We start from the raw sequence: 16,388 nt of genomic DNA, 5'->3' as shown, positions 1-16,388 counted from the left end.
GGTGATCAGATGAACAGGTGGATTGAAATTTTCATCGTGTCATTAAAACTTGGATTAACATCATTTGGCGGACCCGTCGCCCATTTAGGGTACTTTTACGAGGAATATGTCAAGCGAAGGAAGTGGGTGGATGAGAAAGCATACGCCGATTTCGTCGCCCTTTGTCAATTTCTGCCCGGACCGGCTTCGAGTCAGGTCGGGATGGGGATTGGTCTCGTTCGGGGAGGTGTCGTCGGTGCGATCGTCTCATTCATCGGCTTTACGTTGCCGTCGAGTATTCTGCTGATTCTGTTTGCGGTGCTCGCAACCGAATTTGATTTGACAGAAGCCGGTTTCATCCATGGTCTCAAGCTTGTCGCCGTCGCGATCGTCGCGGACGCCGTGCTCGGTATGGGGACAAAACTTGCCGTCGGGCCGAAACGGTTATCTTTGATGTTGTTGGCGTTGGCTGGTGTCTTGTTGCTTGCCCATCCACTCGCGCAAGTCGGTGTCTTGCTTGTTGCGGCACTGATCGGTTTATTTTGGTTTGAAGATGAACCTGCAGGTGGCGGGAAATTAGATATTCGTGTTCCGCGTCTTCTCAGTATCGGTGCATTGATTTTGTTCGTCTTGTTGCTCGTTGCGACACCAATTTTAGCGAATGTTGCAACCGGAAATCTTCAACTGACAAGTATCATGTACAGTGCGGGTGCCCTCGTATTCGGCGGCGGACATGTGGTTCTGCCGTTTTTACAGCAATCGCTCGTGCCGAACTTTTTGACAGGTGATAGTTTCTTAGCCGGTTATGCGGCAGCACAAGCCGTTCCGGGACCACTCTTTACCTTCGCGACATATCTCGGGACGGTCGTGAACGGATTGACGGGCGGAATCCTTGCGACGCTCGCGATTTTCCTGCCCGGATTTTTACTTGTCCTCGGTGTCCTGCCGTTTTGGGACCGGGTCCGTAGCAACAAGCCGGTCGGCCGGATGCTGATTGGGGTCAATGCGGCAGTCGTCGGTATTCTGCTCGCTGCGTTATATGACCCGATCTTCACGTCGAGTGTCAAAACAGGAGTCGATTTTTTGATTGCTTTCGGACTGTTTTGTCTGCTGCGTTTCTACAAACAATCACCGCTCCGGATTGTTATCCTCGGTGCGGTGATTGGATCGATCATGGGTTGGTTCTGATTGGTATTAAACGTACGAGTTTTTACAGCTGAAAAGGGGATGACTTAAAAAAGAATCACTCCTCTTTTCACGCCCTTTCCTCAGGCGAGACACAAGCCAGTTTCCCTGCCTCGTTCAGGCAGGAACCCTGGTCTTGTTCGTCTCTGACAGCGCAAGCCAGCTTGCACTTTTTCCTGTAGGAGTGGCATGTGACGAGTGATTCTTTTTTTGTACGCGACGAGGGTGGCAGAATGATAATCTGCCACCCTCGTCTTTGTGAAGACTGGCTTTTGAGTCAGTCTCTTTTTCTATGGTTTTTCACGTATCCAGTGCGTCGTCACGTTCGAGTGTCACGAGAACGATTGCATCCCGTCTGACTTGATGAACAGGCCGGAATCCGAATTGGCGATACAAGGCGATAGCCGGTTCGTTTAATGCGGCCGTCGAAACGATACGAAGCGCTTGATGTTCCAAGGTATGCCGGATCAATTGCGTCGCGATGCCCTGACGAAAAGAATCCGGGGAGACGAGCAACCGGGTGATCGTTTCCCCTTCGACGGTCAAAGCGCCGACGAGCCGTTCGTCGAGACGCGTGATGTAACCGGCCGGTTGTTCTTCGTGAAGTGCTGCTTCCGATTGAAGAAGCGGCGGAAAGAAAGTGGCACCGATTAAATCAGCCTCGACACGGTACGCTTGTTGCTGGAGCCGGTGAAGTTCGGGATAATCAGTTGCTTTCAACGGTCGAATCATTGGAAACCTCCGGTGTAGTGGTCGAATCGTCAGCCGTCTCCGGTAAGTTCAGCTGTTCCTTTAACATTGTTTTCGCATCAGCGAGTGAACTTGGGTCAAGCTGATAATAGTAGGCACCGTTGATTTTTGTATCGGTTCCCTTTAAGTCGATCCGGTTGACGGTGTTCAAGGATTTGACGAACGGTTGTAATTGGAACGCTTCCGTCAGGGACATGTTCGTCGTGAAATTATCACCCGTCGCATCCATCAGCTTATTCAGCTTCGTGATGGATCCGAATGACGTCGATTGATCGATGATCGCCTGGACGACCTGTTGCTGGCGTTTCGTCCGCCCGATATCGCCTTCCGGATCTTCGTAACGCATCCGGGCATAGGCGAGGGCCTCCTCGCCATTTAACCGTTGAAGACCGGGTTCGAGCTTGACGCCGCCTTTTTTATCGGAGGAGTTCAACGTATCGATCGGTAATTTGACATCGACGTCAATGCCGCCGACGGCATCGACGATCGCGACAACACCGTTGAAGTTGATCGAGCCGTAATAATCGATCGGGATATCAAGTAACGTTTCGACGGTCTCAATCGTTGAATCAATGCCTCCGAACGCGTAGGAATGATTGATTTTATCTTCGTACCCGACAGACGGAATCATGACGAGGGAATCACGGGGAATACTCAGTAAATTGACTTGTTTATCCGTTTTGTTGAATGTTGCGACAATCATCGTATCGGCGCGTGAGGACGTATCGCCGGGACGTTCATCCGTTCCGACGAGCAGGACGGAAAAATGATCTTTCGTTAAGTCAACGGCAGCAGCCCGCTTATCTGATTTATCTCCGCGCGACAGTTCAACTTCCGATTGTTTAGCTGTTTGAAACGTTTTGTTGGCGACATAGGCAAATGCAGCACCTCCGGCGATGAAAACGACCAGAAAGACGGTGACGAACACTTTAAACCACGACCGCTTTGGTTTTGGTTTGGCAGAACGGGATCGTTTGGAATCATCCACGGTTCATTACTCCTTACTTTACTGAATTATTAAAAAACTTTTAAATTCTTTACAATCAGTATAGCAGGTCAAGGTTGAATGTCACGTTCGACATAGCGCGAATCGGTTTTCTCAAGCAGAGCCTGTCCGTTCGTCAAATTCGTCATCCATTCCATAAAAGCGGGGACGGCGGTTTCTTCGACCCAGACATCGATTTTGACATGATCGAGATAATGAATCTGATCGATGATGTGTTCGGTTGCCCGTAACTCATTCTCCAGCTTTCCGAGCCATGTATAATCGACTGTGACTTCGACTAAATCGTGGGCAATCCGCTCCACGATGCCGACAGCGTTCAACCCTTCCGAAACACTGGAACCGTAAGCCCGGATCAAGCCGCCGCCGCCGAGCTTGATGCCGCCGAAGTACCGGGTCACGACGACAACGGTATTGCGGAGATTCCGTTTTTTTAAGACTTCGAGCATCGGGACGCCTGCCGTTCCGCTCGGCTCCCCGTCATCGTTGGCTTTTTGAATCTCATTGTGTTCACCGATGACGTAAGCGGAGCAATTATGATTGGCATCCGAATGTTTTTTTTTGAGGTCGGCAATGAAGCGCTGTGCCTCTTCTTCCGAGGTGGCACGCGCCAAATATGTAATAAATCGTGACTTTTGGATAATGATTTCATGGAAACCGTTTTCTTTTACTGTATAATAATTAAATAATGTCATAATCAAAAATGTCCTCCTCGTTAACTAGTTCTTTCTAGCATAACGACGATTCGAGAGAGAGACAACCGTGGGGACTGGCAAGGAACGGAGGGAGTAGTATGACGAATGAGATGGGGGAGCGACTGTCCTTGAATGATATCGTACAGAACATCATTGGTGTCGTAGAAGAAAGCCGGGAAGAAATCGTCCGGATTACGGAAAGTTCGCGGGAACAGTATGCTGAAATCCAGCAGGAGTTACGGGAACTGAAGATACGCGTTCACGACTATATAAAAGAAGCTGAACGGCTAGAACGACATATTAAGGATTCGAAAGCGCGACTCGTCATCGTGAGTAAAAACTTCGACAACTACTCAGAACAAGACATCCGGACTGCTTATGAGACAGCCAACGCACTCCAACTCGAATCGTTCATCAATCAACGTGATGAGATGAACTGCCGAAAGCGCCGGGACGAGCTGGAACGCCGTCTCGTTCAACTGGATGAAACGATTGAACGTGCCGACATGTTGATCAGCCGGGTTTCCGTCGTGCTGAACTTCCTGACGGACGACATGCAGGTCATGAACGAAAAGTACGAAAAAGCAATGCAAAAACAGGAGATGGGCTTAAAGGTCTTCCAATCGGCGGAAAATGAACGGCGCCGCCTGTCGAGGGATATGCATGACGGTCCGGCGCAGACACTTGCACATGTGTTGATCCGCGCCGATTTAATTGAAAAGATTCACCAACATAACGGTGCAGAAGCGGCCTTTGAAGAAATCCACCGTCTGCGGAAATTGATCCGTGACGGACTCGCCGATATTCGCCGCATCATTTACGATTTACGTCCGATGACGCTTGACGATCTCGGATTCGTCCCGACACTGGAACGGTATTTACGGCATATGCAGGAAATCTCCAGCATTCCGATTCACTTTAATTATCTCGGTGGCGGGGAACGGATTGAATCGACCTATGAAGTCGCCGTCTTCCGAATTGTCCAGGAAGCGGTCCAAAATGCAGTTAAGCATTCCAAAGCAGGGGACATTCGTATTATCATAGAACAGTATCAACATTCCGTCCGAATCCACGTCAAGGATAACGGGATTGGATTTGACTTTGATTCGATTGTCGAATCGTGCGATGAGTCATTCGGACTGATCGGGATGCGGGAACGGATTGAATTGATAGACGGTGAGTTTGAAATTGAGACGCAGCCGGGTAAAGGGACAGTCATCAAGGTAAGGATTCCAGTTGAGGAATCCGGAGCGAGAGGAGAAACACTGTGAATAACGAGCAAGTAAAAGTAGTCATCATCGACGATCATCAGTTATTCCGGGAAGGCGTCAAACGGATTCTTGATTTTGAAGAAGAGTTCGTCGTCGTCGCGGAGGGCGAGAGTGGAGCAGACGTGATTCCACTCGTTGAAACACATCAGCCTGATATCGTCTTAATGGATATAAATATGCCGAAAGTCAATGGTGTCGAAGCGACAAAACGTTTGATGGAAGTTCATCCCGAAGTCCGGGTCATCATCCTGTCGATCCATGACGATGAAACCTATGTCATGCACGCGCTTGGCGCAGGTGCGGTCGGTTATCTCTTAAAAGAGATGGCGACGGATGAACTGGTCAATGCCATCCGGTCCGTGTACCGCGAAGGCGGATACGTTCACCCGAAAGTCACACCGAACTTGTTACAGGAATACCGTCGTCTGATGAAGATGAAGCAGACGATGTCTTCGCAACCGATTGAAAAACGTGTTGCCGAAGCACCGCTGCACGTGTTGACACGCCGGGAATGCGAAGTGTTGCAGCTACTTGCGGACGGTTTCTCGAACCGGGCAATCAGCGATACGTTGTTCATCAGTGAGAAGACCGTTAAAAACCACGTTTCCTCTATTTTACGTAAAATGAATGTGCCCGACCGGACCGGTGCTGTCGTCGAAGCGATTCGCCGCGGCTGGGTCGTCGTCGTTTAAGTACGGACGGAAGCCGATTCGGCTCCGTCTTTCTTTTTTTAAAACTTCAACCTGTGATATGATAAATAAGCGATTGTGACCTGTCAGAATACCTTATGTCACGACGGAACTCTTAAAAGCGAGGAAATTCACGAATGAGCCAAATTGTGATTTTAACGGATAGCACTGCCTATCTGCCAACTACCTATTGTGAAGAAAACAATGTTCACGTTGCACCGCTTAGTGTCATCTTCGACGGAGATGCGTATCGTGAAGGACTCGATATTTCCGTACCTGATTTTTATCAACGCATTCAGACAGGAAGTTTACCGACGACATCACAGCCGAACATCGGCGATCTTGTTGAATCGTTTGAACAGTTGCCGCAGGGGACGGATATCATCGGCATCACGCTATCGAGCGGAATCAGCGGGACGTACCAGGCACTACATACGATCAACATGATGGTCGAACACGTCGAGGTGCATCCGATTGATTCGCGGATCTCCTGCATGCCGCAGGCTTTCCTGGTCAAGGAAGCAGTTCGGATGCGTGACGCCGGCGCGACGGCACTTGAAATCGTCGCCCGTCTTGAAGCATTAAAAGAAGTCATCCGTGCCTATTTCGTGGTCGATGACTTGGAACACCTCCAACGCGGCGGACGTCTCAGCATGACACAAGCTGTCGTCGGTTCTTTCCTTAAAATCAAACCGGTGCTTCATTTCGTTGACGGGAAAATCGTGCCGTTCGAAAAAATCCGGACGTTCAAACGGGCCGTCAAACGGATTGAGGAAATGATGGATGAGACGATTCAAGGAACCGGTGCCGGTCATGTCATCGGTGTCATCCATGCGGAAGACTCTTCAAAAGCGGAAGCGGAAATTGCCGTCCTGCAAGAACGGTTCCCGGACGCCCGGATTGAGATGAGTGTGTTTGGTCCTGTCATCGGGACCCACTTAGGACCCGGTGCGATCGGCATCACCTGGTATCAAGAAGCGTAACCCTGTATTATCCATAGGACATACAATGAACAACGGCGTATCTGCGAAAGCAGGTACGCTTTTTTCGTCCCGTTATGCTAAATGGATGCTTCCAGGCGGCGGCAGGAAGTCCGTTCGACTTGCCGAAAAGGAGAGTCAGTCAACGAAAGGAAGTGACTTATGGATTTACGTGGACGATTGATTCCCGACTACCGACTCGACATGTCGGTCGATGCTCCTCTTGAATACCGGCCGGCTGTCACGTGGCGTTGCGAGCGGTGCGGAAAATTACCGACCCGCGGACCGTGTACGTGCGGGAAACGCTGTTATTACTGCCGCCATTGTTTGATTTTCGGCAAACTGCGGACGTGTGACCGCCTTGTCACGGATCCGCGCCCGCTTGACCCCGTCCGTCCCGATTATCATACGGAACTGAATTTGACGAGTGATCAGCAACGGATTGCCGATGCGATTATCCGGACGATTGATCAACAAGAGAAGATGCTTGTCCATGCCGTCTGCGGCGCCGGAAAAACGCCGATGTTGTTTCCGGGCATCGAACGGGCACTTTGTACGAATCGCCGTGTCCTGATTACGACGCCGCGCGCGGACGTCGTCCGGGAATTGACAGGGCATCTGAGACGGGCGTTTCAACAGGCAACCATCGTTTCGTTGTTTGGAGGGTCCGCTGACCGGTTGGGACTCGGCGACATCACAATCAGTACGACCCATCAATTGATTCATTACCGCGCGTGTTTTGACGTCGTCTTCATTGATGAGGTCGATGCCTTTCCGTACCGGACCGATCGGACGTTACACCGCTATGTCCGTCAGGCGACGGCTCCCGGTTCTTCTTTGATTTTACTCAGTGCGACACCTTCGTTGCGCGATCAACGCCTGCCAACGGTTCGTTTGATGCGCCGCTATCATGGTTTTCCGTTGCCGATTCCCCGCCTGCAGATTCCCTATACGAAACAGGATATCGTAGACTGGCTTCGGACGCATGCGACTAAACCACGTCTGTTGTTCGTGCCGCAAGTCGCGGCGCTTGAGACATGGCAGACCTTTTTGCATCAGCAGGGGATCGAGTGCGAAACCGTCCATGCTGCCGATCCGGAGCGGGTCACAAAGGTCGCCCGTTTCCGTCAGACGACCGGTATTTTGTTGACAACGACGATCCTCGAACGGGGCGTGACGTTAGTCGACGTTCAAGTGGCAGTTCTCGATGCCGATCAATCTTTCAGCAGTGCGGCCTTGATTCAAATCAGCGGACGGGTCGGACGAAATGCTGATTTTCCGGAAGGGGACGTCGTATTGTTTGCGAATGACCGGTCCGATGCGATGTACCAAGCGATTCATCACATTAAACGAGCGAACCGGGAGGGATTTCGATGAACTGTTACCTGTGCAGGCAGGACTTTTTACCCGGCTGGACGTTATCAAATGTCTGGACTAGTCAAACCCTGTGTCCGACCTGTAAAATAGAATTTGTAAAAAGAGGGGAATGCGGAGGGTGTGAGGATTGCGGAAAACCGGGACTGCCGCTCTGTTCGGATTGTCAGAACTGGCGCAACCATGGACGACGATTGGTCACGCACCCGCTATTTCTTTATCAGACACAAGCAAAGGCGTTCATGAAACGGTATAAGTTTCTCGGGGACACGGCTTTGCTCGACGTGTTTAAAACAGAGCTCAAAAAGGTAAAAGTCAAACAGGACTGGATTGTGCCGATTCCGCTCAGTCCGGAACGGTTGCGCGAACGCCGCTTCAATCAAGCCGAACTGATTGCCCGGATGATGCGGGGACGGGTCCGGCTCGTGCTCGAACGGGCGGATGGAGCCGCATTCAGCCATCAGACGAGGCACGAACGACTGGAACGGGACAATCCGTATCACGTCATTCAGCCGGTGACCGGAAAAACGATTTTGCTGGTCGATGACGTCTATACGACCGGAATCACCTTGCACCAAGCGGCTTCACGGCTTTATGAAGCCGGCGCCAAAGAAATTTCTGCGGTAACTTTATTTCGAAGTGTTTAAAAAATCTTCATTCCTGCCGATATTCAATATGAGGTGAAGGAAATGGATGTATTAAACTGCAAAACTTGCGGGAAGTTATTTGTTCGTCAATCTTCTGATCTGTGTGTCGATTGTATCAGAAAAGATCATACTGATTTTGAGAAGGTGCGTGAGTTCCTGCGAGAACGGCGAAAAGTCCGAACCTCACCTAAAGATGTTGAGATGGCTATCGGAGTAAAGAGAGAAACGGTCTTCCGTTACATTAAAGAAGGGCGATTGTTGATCTCTGAAATTTCTCAGATGGAGATCATGTGTGAGAGTTGCGGGAAGCCCTCCCGTGATGGCACGATTTGTGCCGAATGTCGTGAGAAATTACGACGTGAACTCGCCCAAGCGATGCTTGATTCTTCTGCCCCTTCGAAACCGCGAACGTATCGAACTTGAATTAAGAATCTTGTAGTCTAGAAAGCAGGTGTTCACATGCGAATTGATTCTACGAAGTGGGTTAACATGCCTAAGACGTACGAAAAAAATCAAAAAGTAGAAGGAACAGAACCAACACGTACGAATCGGCCGGATGAAGTGACGATTTCAAGCGAAGCACGTCTGCGCTTCAACGAAACGACGCCTTCACGGACCGAAAAAATTGAATCTCTTCGACAAGCCATTCAGGATGGAACCTACAAACCGGATGCGAAGAAAATCGCGGAACGTTTCTTGAACTTGTAAGAAGACTAACTTAAACAATAGAGGCGACTCGGGGCACGGATGCGCGGGTCGCTTTTTATATGAACGAACATAGACGGAGGAGGACAGGACGGATGGAACTCATCGATCAGCTGACGGCGGAACATGCCGCACTACTGGAACTGGCGGAAGAAAAAAAACAGGTCTTGATTCAAAATGATATGCCGCGTCTTTCGCAGCTCGTCAAGGAAGAACCGATTCATTTAAAACGAATCGAACAGTTGGAGCAGCAGCGTCTCGCTCAGATGGGGACGATGACGATGACGGAGTGGCTGCAAGCGCACCCGGAGGATGTCGATTCCATGCGTCGGTTGCTTCAAACGATTGGTCAGTTGAAGGTACTGAACGAGTTGAACGCTGACTTACTCACTCAATCGTTACACTATTTAAACTGGCATCTGGAATTGCTGATACCAGAAGCAGATGATTTTACATATGGTCAGTCCGCGCTTGATCGCGCACATTTCAATCGAAATGCTTAAGGAGGCAAATACATGGGTTCAACATTCATGGGGCTTGAAACCGGTCGTCGTGCACTGACGACGAATCAGTGGGCGCTCCAGTCGACCGGAAACAATATCGCCAATGCAGGAACGGCCGGCTTTTCACGGCAACGTCTTGTCATGGCGACGACAGAGCAATTGTCGATGGCAATCGGTACAGGTAAAATGGGACAAATCGGTACGGGTGTAAAAGGTGAACTCCTCGAACGTGTCCGCGATGTCATGCTCGATAAACAATATCGAGACGAGGCGACGAAGACATCTTACTATGGTACAAAAGAAGCAGCATTCGGTCGTATGGAAGATGTCATCAATGAACCGTCGGATACAGGCTTGTCTAAAGCATTTGACGGGTTTTGGGAATCCCTTCAGACCTTATCAACGAATCCCCAGGATTCAGGTGCCCGGAGTGTCGTCCGTCAAAAAGCGGAGACATTGACACAAACGTTTAATTATATGGCGAAGGCACTTAATCAAGTACAAGGTGACCTGAAAAGTGAAATTGAGGTCTCGACTAAAAAAGTAAATGATCTGTTCAAAAAGATTCATAATATCAATGCTGAAATCCATACAGTCGAACCGCTTGGTGTGTTACCAAATGCACTTTATGATGAACGAGACCGTTATTTCGATGAACTCGCAGAGTACGTTGATTTTGAAAAAGTATCAGTCGACGGTGATGCGATTCAGCAAGGAACACTTGGGAATACGGTTAAAACGGCAGAAGGTCGGATTGATGTTCGAATCAAATTACCGAATGGGGATAAGTTGCTTGCAGTGGATTCAGATTTACCAAAAGCAGGAACGTTGACCTTTACAACAGATGACAATGGTCTCTATACAGGATTCAAAACAGATTCACAAACGATCTCATTTGACGCAGCCGGTGGTTTTTCATCAGGTCGATTAATTGGTCTGATTGAGATGTACGGACACGTTGAGGATGGTCAAGCAACGGGTGAGTATGTCAATATGCAGGGACACCTGGATGAGATGGCAGCAACGTTTGCGACAGCATTCAACGAAGCTCATGCGACGAATGTAAAAAAAGACAAAACAGCGGGTACAAGTGAATTTTTTGTTTCTTCCAACGGAGGAGTAATCACAGCAAAGTCGATTACGCTTGGAGCAGACATTAAAAAGAGCCTGGATAACATTGCTACCTCGACAGACGGAAACATCGGTGATAGTGCCGGTGCCTTGAAACTGGCCAACATGAAAACGGCAAACATTCGTTTTGAACGATCCGATACGACGACGACAATCGGTTCGTTTTATCAAAATGTCATTGGAGATATGGCAGTCGCGACGGATCAGGTCGCTCGGCTCGGTCAGAGTTCTGCCGTTTTGATGGAAAGTGCGGAACAGCGCCGTATGTCGGTTTCGGCTGTTTCAATCGATGAAGAGATGACGATGATGATTCAGTACCAACATGCATACAACGCGGCAGCGCGTAATATTACTACGGTTGATGAGATGCTTGATAAAATCATCAATGGTATGGGAATCGTAGGACGGTGATGACTAAATGCGCGTAACACAAACGATGCTGACGAAAACAAATATCGGACATCTTTCCGCCAGTTATCAAAAACTGAGTGCGATGCAGGAACAATTAATCAGTGGAAAAAAGATTCAGCGACCATCTGAAGATCCGGTCGTCGCAATGCAAGGGATTCGTTACCGGACAGAAGTGCGTGAAGTCGAACAGTTCAAAAAAAATGTCAATGAAGCGACAGGTTGGATGGACTTGACGGACTCGGCGCTCAACGAAGTGACATCCGCCATGAGTCGGGTCCGCGAATTGACGACACAAGCTGCGACGGATACGTATGATGCTACGCAACGGAAAGCAATTCAGAGCGAAGTGGGTCAGCTGATTGAACATATCGGGACACTGGCGAACACGAAATATAATGAAAAAGCCATTTTTAATGGAACAAAGACGGATCAACCCTTCATTTCGATGGAAGGTCTGAAAGAATATTTAACAACACCGGGTAAGGCGGTTAATACCGTATTTACAGACGGTGATCCAACTCTAAAAGAAGAAGAAGTCATCCGTTATGAAATCTCTTCCGGAATTGAAGTTCAAGTCAACGTTTCACCGACAAATGTATTTAGTCCGGAAACGTTCACGACGCTCAAAAAATTATACGATGCTCTTGGTGGGGTTTCAGACGCAGGTGCCGTTGATAGTTCAAATAATGGAGCCGAATTATCAGGGATGTTAAAAGATCTTGATAGTATGCTCAATCAGACGGTCGAAACGCGTGCTGACCTTGGGGCGCGGGTCAACCGACTTGAACTGAACGCATCTCGTCTGGAAGATCAAGAAATTATCGCAAAATCGGTCATGTCGGATAACGAAGACATCGAAGCCGAAAAAGTCATCATGGAACTGAAGTCGTATGAAACGTTACATCGTGCGGCACTCAGCGCGGGGGCGCGGATCATTCAGCCAACCTTGCTTGATTTCTTACGTTAAGAAGGAGATGACGGACGGTGAATCTGCCACATCTTGAGATGCGTCAAACGTCAGCGAAGATTGGAATCAACACCACCCGTGCGACACTTGAGCAACATCAGGCACCGGCGACATTATCGATTGAACAGCCAAAAGGGAATCTGTCGATTGAAACCGTCGCAGCACGACTCGAAATTGATTCGACCCAAGCGATGATTGAAACGGGACGACTTCCAGCTTTTGAGTCAGTCCAGCGTTATGCAGAATATGGTCGTCAGATGGGGCAACAGGCAGTTGGCCGGGTAGCGTCTGAAGGCGATCAATTGATGCGAATCGAGCAAGGGGGAAATGCGGTCTCCCGCGTCGCAAAATCGCGGGACACACCGCCTGCTGAAGTGACGACACTCGGCTTTTCGCCACGCAGTCTCGAACGCGTCAAAATCAATTATACACCGGCGGAAGTGCAACTCAATTACACAGCAGAACGACCGCGAATCGAGGTTCAGGTCAATCGACCGGAGTTGAATGTGACGGAAGGTACGGTCGAAATTTATCTGCGGGAACAAAATCAACTGGATATGTGGCCGGTCGGCGGCATGTTCGATGGGGAAGGATAATCATATGCAAATCATGACTGATTTTTTTGGTCCGGTTCAAGTCGACGAAAGTGAAATCATCACCTTCGCCTCGGAAGTACCGGGTTTTCCGGAAGCACGACGCTTTATCCTCTTACCGTTCGGAGAAGGGATTCCTTTTTGGTCATTCCAATCGATTGACCAGCCGGAGTGTGCGTTTGTCGTGACGAATCCATTTTGGATTGATCCGGATTACGTGTTTGAATTACCGGAATCGGCGAAGGAACAACTTGGGATTCAGGAAACGGCACAAGTCGCCGTCTATACGACGGTCACGTTACGTGAACCGTTCCAGGAATCGACGACGAACTTACGGGCACCATTCGTCATGGAGACGAAACGCCGTCAAGCGAAACAGATCATTCTCGATGAAACGTATGCGAATCGTCGGATGATCGGCAGTTTGACCGAAGTAGGTGGCCACTGATGCTCGTCTTAAAACGAAAAACGGGAGAAGCGATTCAAATCGGGGATGATATTGAGTTGACGATTCTCGCAATCGAAGGGGATCAGGTCAAACTCGGCATCAACGCGCCCCGGCAAATCGACATCCACCGCAAAGAAATCTATCTCGCGATTCAGGATGAAAACGCGGAAGCTTCGCAAAGTACCGGTCTGATGAGCCAATTATTAAAACAACGGACAGATACATGACCAGGACGGGACGGACTTCAATGTCGGTCCTGTTTTTTCGTTCAACAAAAAAATGCTCATTTCTTTTGAATCGTGTATAGTAATGTAGAGAAAAGAAACCTTTTTGACTAAAGAGGGAGTGTAATGGATGAATGAGACGAAGCAGCTGAAGAAAGATGCGAATCGTGTATTAAAAGCGACGAGCCGGACATTTTATATACCGATCAGCCGTCTGTCACAGGAACTACAGGAAGCCGTTGGTGCGGCTTACTTATGTATGCGGGCGATCGATGAAATCGAGGACCACGAAGAATTGCCGACCGGGGTCAAGACGACATTATTGCGCGAAACGGCGTTAATGATACGGGGAACATTCGACGAGCAGACATACCGGACGATGATCGCCCCTTACGCGAATCAGTTGCCGGAAGTGACGCTGCGCCTGTCAGAATGGATTGCGTATTGTCCGGTCGGTATTCGGGCGAAAGTCCTGGAATCGACAGCCGAGATGGCAGAAGGCATGGCCACTTGGGCCGAGCGGGACTGGACGGTCAAAACGGCAGCAGATCTTGACGAGTACACGTATTACGTTGCGGGACTGGTCGGTGTCATGTTATCCGACATCTGGTACTGGAAAGCCGGTATCGTGACGGACAAGCAACAGGCAATCGGATTCGGACGGGGACTGCAGGCCGTCAACATCCTGCGCAATCAACAGGAGGACGCCGAACGCGGTGTCGGCTATTTCCCACCGGGTTGGACGACGGAGACGATGTTCGAGTATGCCCGGGAGAATCTGGCGGAAGCCGATGCATATCTCGCCTCGATTCCAAGAGAGACGACGATTTATGAGTTCTGCAAGATTCCGCTTGCACTCGCCCACGGAACACTGGATGCGCTCGCACGGGGAAAAGAAAAACTCAGCCGGCCGGAAGTCCTGAAAATTGTCGGGAGTGCCGTTCTAAAACGATAATGGATAGACAAAAGGAGACATTGTTCCTCGGAACAGTGCCTCCTTTTTTTAGCGAATATCTTCGAGATACGATAGGATTTTTTCTTCATAGGCTTTCCGGTCATGTTTGTACGACTGGACGTGTCCGCCGTTTTCCGTCACATACAATTCAGACCGCGGTGCCGCTTTTTGCAGCCGCATACTTTCCGTGACCGGAATCGCATCATCGTCCTTGCCGTGAATCATCAAGATCGGATAATCAATCCGGCGGATGGCTTCGAGCGGTTGGACACGTTCCGGGTTCAGTCCCGTCAAAGGCGGTGTCACCTGGAGAATGACCGGCGTGAACGGGAAGTTCGGCAGACCGCTCCAGACCGGCAGATTCGTCGCAAGATAGTTCTTGAGATCACTGAACGGACTGTCCGCGATGACACCTGCGACTTCGGCTTTCGGTGCCGTGACGAGAGACGTTGCCGCGCCCATCGAGATGCCGTAGAGGACGACCGGTTCCGAGGCCCGGGATTTCGCGTAGCGGACGGCGGTCAATAAATCATCCTGTTCCTTCGCACCGACCGTGACGCGTTTTCCTTCCGACTGACCGGAGCCGCGGAAATCAAACGTCAGGACGTTATAGCCGGCTTGATGGAACTTTTTGAACAGCGGCAACACCGGGACATCGTTTTGTTCCCGGTTTTTTCCGTACCCGTGGGCAAAGACGATTGTCAACTTGGCGTCTTCACTCGGAATCCACCAGCCGGATAAACGGGTCCGGTCTTTATAAGAGCGGAACGAGACATTTTCGTACGCCAGATCCTCCGCCTTTTTCGGATTGGTCGTCAACGGTTCCCGGGGCGGCTCCGTTAAGGAAGAACCGACATAAGCAGAAATACCGACGATGGCAATCAACACTAAGACGATGAGGACAATCAGTCCGGCAATCAGTTTCTTGCGATGTTTTTTCAAAAACGACACGGCGATTCTTCCTCTCTGCAGTAGGATACGTTAATGAATATCTTTTTTCTTGAAACGACCGCCATGGACATCATGGATGTTGCCGATCGCGATAAAGGCTTCTTCGTCAAAATCGCGGACGATTTCCTTCAGCTTTGTTTCCTCCAACCGACTGATGACACAAAAGATGATTTTTTTGTCATCGCCGGAAAAAGCGCCTTCCCCGTTCAGGTACGTCATCGTCCGGCCGAGCCGGTCCATGATGGCAAGACCGATCTCTTCATGGTTTTCCGAAATGATCCAGACACTCTTCGACTGATCGAGCCCGTCGATGACGACATCAATCGTCTTGAAGGCGATGAAGTAAGTAATCAAGGAATACATGGCCCGGTCCCAACCGAAGACGAAACCGGCAGCCCCTAAAATAAAGACGTTGAAGAACATGACGATTTCGCCGACGGAAAACGGGGTCGAGCGGCTGAACGAGACTGCTAAAATTTCGGTCCCGTCGAGTGAACCACTCGCCCGGATGACGATCCCGACCCCGATTCCGAGAATCAACCCGCCGAAGACGGTTGCGAGGAGATCGACCCGTGTCATCGGACCGATGTCTTCCAGTAACTTCGTCGCAATTGCCATGACGGAAATGGCATAAAGCGTTGATAAGGCAAACGTTTTCCCAATTTGTTTATAACCGAAGAAGATGAACGGGATGTTGAGAAAGAATAACCACAATGCGAGTGTCGAATCGGTCAGTTTCGATCCGATGATGGAAATGCCGACAATCCCTCCATCGATGATACTGTTCGGAACAAGGAATCCTTTGAGTCCGATAGCGAAAATCACGGCACCGATCGTAAGCAACAACAAACGACGGACCAGTTGCCATTTCGTTGAACGGCGGTGTCGTTTGGCCTGTTCAGCTGCGGGCATCGAACCCCTCCTTTT

General features: G+C 49.8%; 21 protein-coding genes. 16 read left to right on the top strand and 5 right to left on the bottom strand.

Annotated features, from left to right (window positions below; translation table 11 throughout):
* Positions 1 to 9 precede the first annotated feature (9 nt).
* Positions 10 to 1,167 (top strand): chromate efflux transporter, encoded by a 1,158-nt coding sequence (chrA, locus tag N7U64_RS06065; RefSeq protein WP_318928868.1) that lies wholly within the window; start codon positions 10 to 12, stop codon positions 1,165 to 1,167.
* Between the two features lie 297 nt (positions 1,168 to 1,464).
* On the opposite strand, the gene N7U64_RS06060 is transcribed toward chrA, so the two are convergent.
* The 3 genes from N7U64_RS06060 to N7U64_RS06050 form a co-directional block, all read right to left on the bottom strand.
* On the bottom strand, positions 1,465 to 1,896 hold the full coding sequence (locus N7U64_RS06060; RefSeq protein WP_318928867.1) for a GNAT family N-acetyltransferase: 432 nt from the start codon (positions 1,894 to 1,896) through the stop codon (positions 1,465 to 1,467).
* Positions 1,871 to 2,902 (bottom strand): LCP family protein, encoded by a 1,032-nt coding sequence (locus N7U64_RS06055; protein ID WP_214849588.1) that lies wholly within the window; start codon positions 2,900 to 2,902, stop codon positions 1,871 to 1,873. The genes N7U64_RS06060 and N7U64_RS06055 overlap by 26 nt, the downstream gene beginning before the upstream one ends.
* A gap of 68 nt (positions 2,903 to 2,970) precedes the next feature.
* Positions 2,971 to 3,612, bottom strand: a complete 642-nt coding sequence (locus N7U64_RS06050; RefSeq protein ID WP_318929156.1) for a YigZ family protein — start codon at positions 3,610 to 3,612, stop codon at positions 2,971 to 2,973.
* 98 nt (positions 3,613 to 3,710) lie between these two features.
* Here N7U64_RS06050 and N7U64_RS06045 point away from each other — a divergent pair, with 98 nt between their 5' ends.
* The 15 genes from N7U64_RS06045 (at position 3,711) to N7U64_RS05975 (ending at position 14,510) form a co-directional block, all read left to right on the top strand.
* Complete coding sequence (locus N7U64_RS06045) at positions 3,711 to 4,883, top strand: sensor histidine kinase (protein WP_318928866.1); 1,173 nt, start codon at positions 3,711 to 3,713, stop codon at positions 4,881 to 4,883.
* The gene (locus tag N7U64_RS06040) at positions 4,880 to 5,575 is read left to right on the top strand and encodes a response regulator (RefSeq protein WP_214765865.1); all 696 of its coding nucleotides are present in this window, start codon (positions 4,880 to 4,882) and stop codon (positions 5,573 to 5,575) included. The genes N7U64_RS06045 and N7U64_RS06040 overlap by 4 nt, the downstream gene beginning before the upstream one ends.
* Positions 5,576 to 5,709: 134 nt before the next feature.
* Entirely contained in the window at positions 5,710 to 6,555 is an 846-nt protein-coding gene (locus tag N7U64_RS06035; protein WP_318928865.1) for a DegV family protein, read from the top strand.
* A 159-nt stretch (positions 6,556 to 6,714) separates the two neighbouring features.
* Positions 6,715 to 7,929 carry a helicase-related protein gene (locus N7U64_RS06030; protein ID WP_214849586.1) on the top strand — a complete coding sequence of 405 codons (1,215 nt, stop codon included), beginning with the start codon at positions 6,715 to 6,717 and terminating at the stop codon, positions 7,927 to 7,929.
* Positions 7,930 to 8,056: 127 nt separating this feature from the next.
* Positions 8,057 to 8,182 carry a hypothetical protein gene (locus tag N7U64_RS06025; protein ID WP_285801095.1) on the top strand — a complete coding sequence of 42 codons (126 nt, stop codon included), beginning with the start codon at positions 8,057 to 8,059 and terminating at the stop codon, positions 8,180 to 8,182.
* Entirely contained in the window at positions 8,169 to 8,573 is a 405-nt protein-coding gene (locus tag N7U64_RS06020; RefSeq protein WP_318928864.1) for a ComF family protein, read from the top strand. The genes N7U64_RS06025 and N7U64_RS06020 overlap by 14 nt, the downstream gene beginning before the upstream one ends.
* A gap of 42 nt (positions 8,574 to 8,615) precedes the next feature.
* Entirely contained in the window at positions 8,616 to 8,996 is a 381-nt protein-coding gene (locus N7U64_RS06015; RefSeq protein WP_114595068.1) for a hypothetical protein, read from the top strand.
* A gap of 36 nt (positions 8,997 to 9,032) precedes the next feature.
* Complete coding sequence (gene flgM / locus N7U64_RS06010; protein ID WP_114595069.1) at positions 9,033 to 9,281, top strand: flagellar biosynthesis anti-sigma factor FlgM; 249 nt, start codon at positions 9,033 to 9,035, stop codon at positions 9,279 to 9,281.
* 92 nt (positions 9,282 to 9,373) lie between these two features.
* Positions 9,374 to 9,781, top strand: a complete 408-nt coding sequence (locus tag N7U64_RS06005) for a flagellar protein FlgN (protein ID WP_114595070.1) — start codon at positions 9,374 to 9,376, stop codon at positions 9,779 to 9,781.
* Between the two features lie 12 nt (positions 9,782 to 9,793).
* The gene (gene flgK, locus N7U64_RS06000; RefSeq protein WP_114595071.1) at positions 9,794 to 11,323 is read left to right on the top strand and encodes a flagellar hook-associated protein FlgK; all 1,530 of its coding nucleotides are present in this window, start codon (positions 9,794 to 9,796) and stop codon (positions 11,321 to 11,323) included.
* A 7-nt stretch (positions 11,324 to 11,330) separates the two neighbouring features.
* The gene (gene flgL / locus N7U64_RS05995; protein ID WP_131502233.1) at positions 11,331 to 12,290 is read left to right on the top strand and encodes a flagellar hook-associated protein FlgL; all 960 of its coding nucleotides are present in this window, start codon (positions 11,331 to 11,333) and stop codon (positions 12,288 to 12,290) included.
* Between the two features lie 17 nt (positions 12,291 to 12,307).
* Complete coding sequence (locus N7U64_RS05990; protein ID WP_318928863.1) at positions 12,308 to 12,886, top strand: DUF6470 family protein; 579 nt, start codon at positions 12,308 to 12,310, stop codon at positions 12,884 to 12,886.
* A 4-nt stretch (positions 12,887 to 12,890) separates the two neighbouring features.
* The gene (fliW, locus tag N7U64_RS05985) at positions 12,891 to 13,331 is read left to right on the top strand and encodes a flagellar assembly protein FliW (RefSeq protein ID WP_318928862.1); all 441 of its coding nucleotides are present in this window, start codon (positions 12,891 to 12,893) and stop codon (positions 13,329 to 13,331) included.
* A complete protein-coding gene (gene csrA, locus N7U64_RS05980) occupies positions 13,331 to 13,558 on the top strand; it encodes a carbon storage regulator CsrA (protein ID WP_026827533.1) in 228 nt (75 codons plus the stop codon). Before fliW ends, csrA begins: the two co-directional genes overlap by 1 nt.
* Positions 13,559 to 13,685: 127 nt before the next feature.
* A complete protein-coding gene (locus tag N7U64_RS05975; protein ID WP_318928861.1) occupies positions 13,686 to 14,510 on the top strand; it encodes a phytoene/squalene synthase family protein in 825 nt (274 codons plus the stop codon).
* A 48-nt stretch (positions 14,511 to 14,558) separates the two neighbouring features.
* On the opposite strand, the gene N7U64_RS05970 is transcribed toward N7U64_RS05975, so the two are convergent.
* Both N7U64_RS05970 and N7U64_RS05965 read right to left on the bottom strand, forming a co-directional pair.
* Entirely contained in the window at positions 14,559 to 15,461 is a 903-nt protein-coding gene (locus N7U64_RS05970) for an alpha/beta hydrolase (RefSeq protein ID WP_318928860.1), read from the bottom strand.
* A gap of 30 nt (positions 15,462 to 15,491) precedes the next feature.
* Positions 15,492 to 16,373: a YitT family protein gene (locus N7U64_RS05965; protein ID WP_114595077.1), complete on the bottom strand. Its 882-nt coding sequence runs from the start codon at positions 16,371 to 16,373 to the stop codon at positions 15,492 to 15,494.
* Positions 16,374 to 16,388 lie beyond the last annotated feature (15 nt).

The sequence above is a fragment of the Exiguobacterium sp. K1 genome, assembly GCF_033721435.1.
Taxonomy (GTDB): domain Bacteria; phylum Bacillota; class Bacilli; order Exiguobacteriales; family Exiguobacteriaceae; genus Exiguobacterium_A; species Exiguobacterium_A artemiae.
Note: the sequence above shows the minus strand (reverse complement) of the source record. Positions and strands in the feature narration are given on the sequence as shown.

Coding starts and splice junctions, on each gene's coding strand:
- csrA (WP_026827533.1), top strand. CDS start 13,331: ATGCTCGTCTTAAAACGAAAAACGGGAGAAGCGATTCAAATCGGGGAT.
- N7U64_RS06050 (WP_318929156.1), bottom strand. CDS start 3,612: ATGACATTATTTAATTATTATACAGTAAAAGAAAACGGTTTCCATGAA.
- flgM (WP_114595069.1), top strand. CDS start 9,033: ATGCGAATTGATTCTACGAAGTGGGTTAACATGCCTAAGACGTACGAA.
- N7U64_RS06015 (WP_114595068.1), top strand. CDS start 8,616: ATGGATGTATTAAACTGCAAAACTTGCGGGAAGTTATTTGTTCGTCAA.
- N7U64_RS06045 (WP_318928866.1), top strand. CDS start 3,711: ATGACGAATGAGATGGGGGAGCGACTGTCCTTGAATGATATCGTACAG.
- flgL (WP_131502233.1), top strand. CDS start 11,331: ATGCGCGTAACACAAACGATGCTGACGAAAACAAATATCGGACATCTT.
- chrA (WP_318928868.1), top strand. CDS start 10: ATGAACAGGTGGATTGAAATTTTCATCGTGTCATTAAAACTTGGATTA.
- N7U64_RS06060 (WP_318928867.1), bottom strand. CDS start 1,896: ATGATTCGACCGTTGAAAGCAACTGATTATCCCGAACTTCACCGGCTC.
- fliW (WP_318928862.1), top strand. CDS start 12,891: ATGCAAATCATGACTGATTTTTTTGGTCCGGTTCAAGTCGACGAAAGT.
- N7U64_RS06035 (WP_318928865.1), top strand. CDS start 5,710: ATGAGCCAAATTGTGATTTTAACGGATAGCACTGCCTATCTGCCAACT.
- N7U64_RS06030 (WP_214849586.1), top strand. CDS start 6,715: ATGGATTTACGTGGACGATTGATTCCCGACTACCGACTCGACATGTCG.
- N7U64_RS06020 (WP_318928864.1), top strand. CDS start 8,169: ATGAAACGGTATAAGTTTCTCGGGGACACGGCTTTGCTCGACGTGTTT.
- N7U64_RS05965 (WP_114595077.1), bottom strand. CDS start 16,373: ATGCCCGCAGCTGAACAGGCCAAACGACACCGCCGTTCAACGAAATGG.
- N7U64_RS05975 (WP_318928861.1), top strand. CDS start 13,686: ATGAATGAGACGAAGCAGCTGAAGAAAGATGCGAATCGTGTATTAAAA.
- N7U64_RS06005 (WP_114595070.1), top strand. CDS start 9,374: ATGGAACTCATCGATCAGCTGACGGCGGAACATGCCGCACTACTGGAA.
- flgK (WP_114595071.1), top strand. CDS start 9,794: ATGGGTTCAACATTCATGGGGCTTGAAACCGGTCGTCGTGCACTGACG.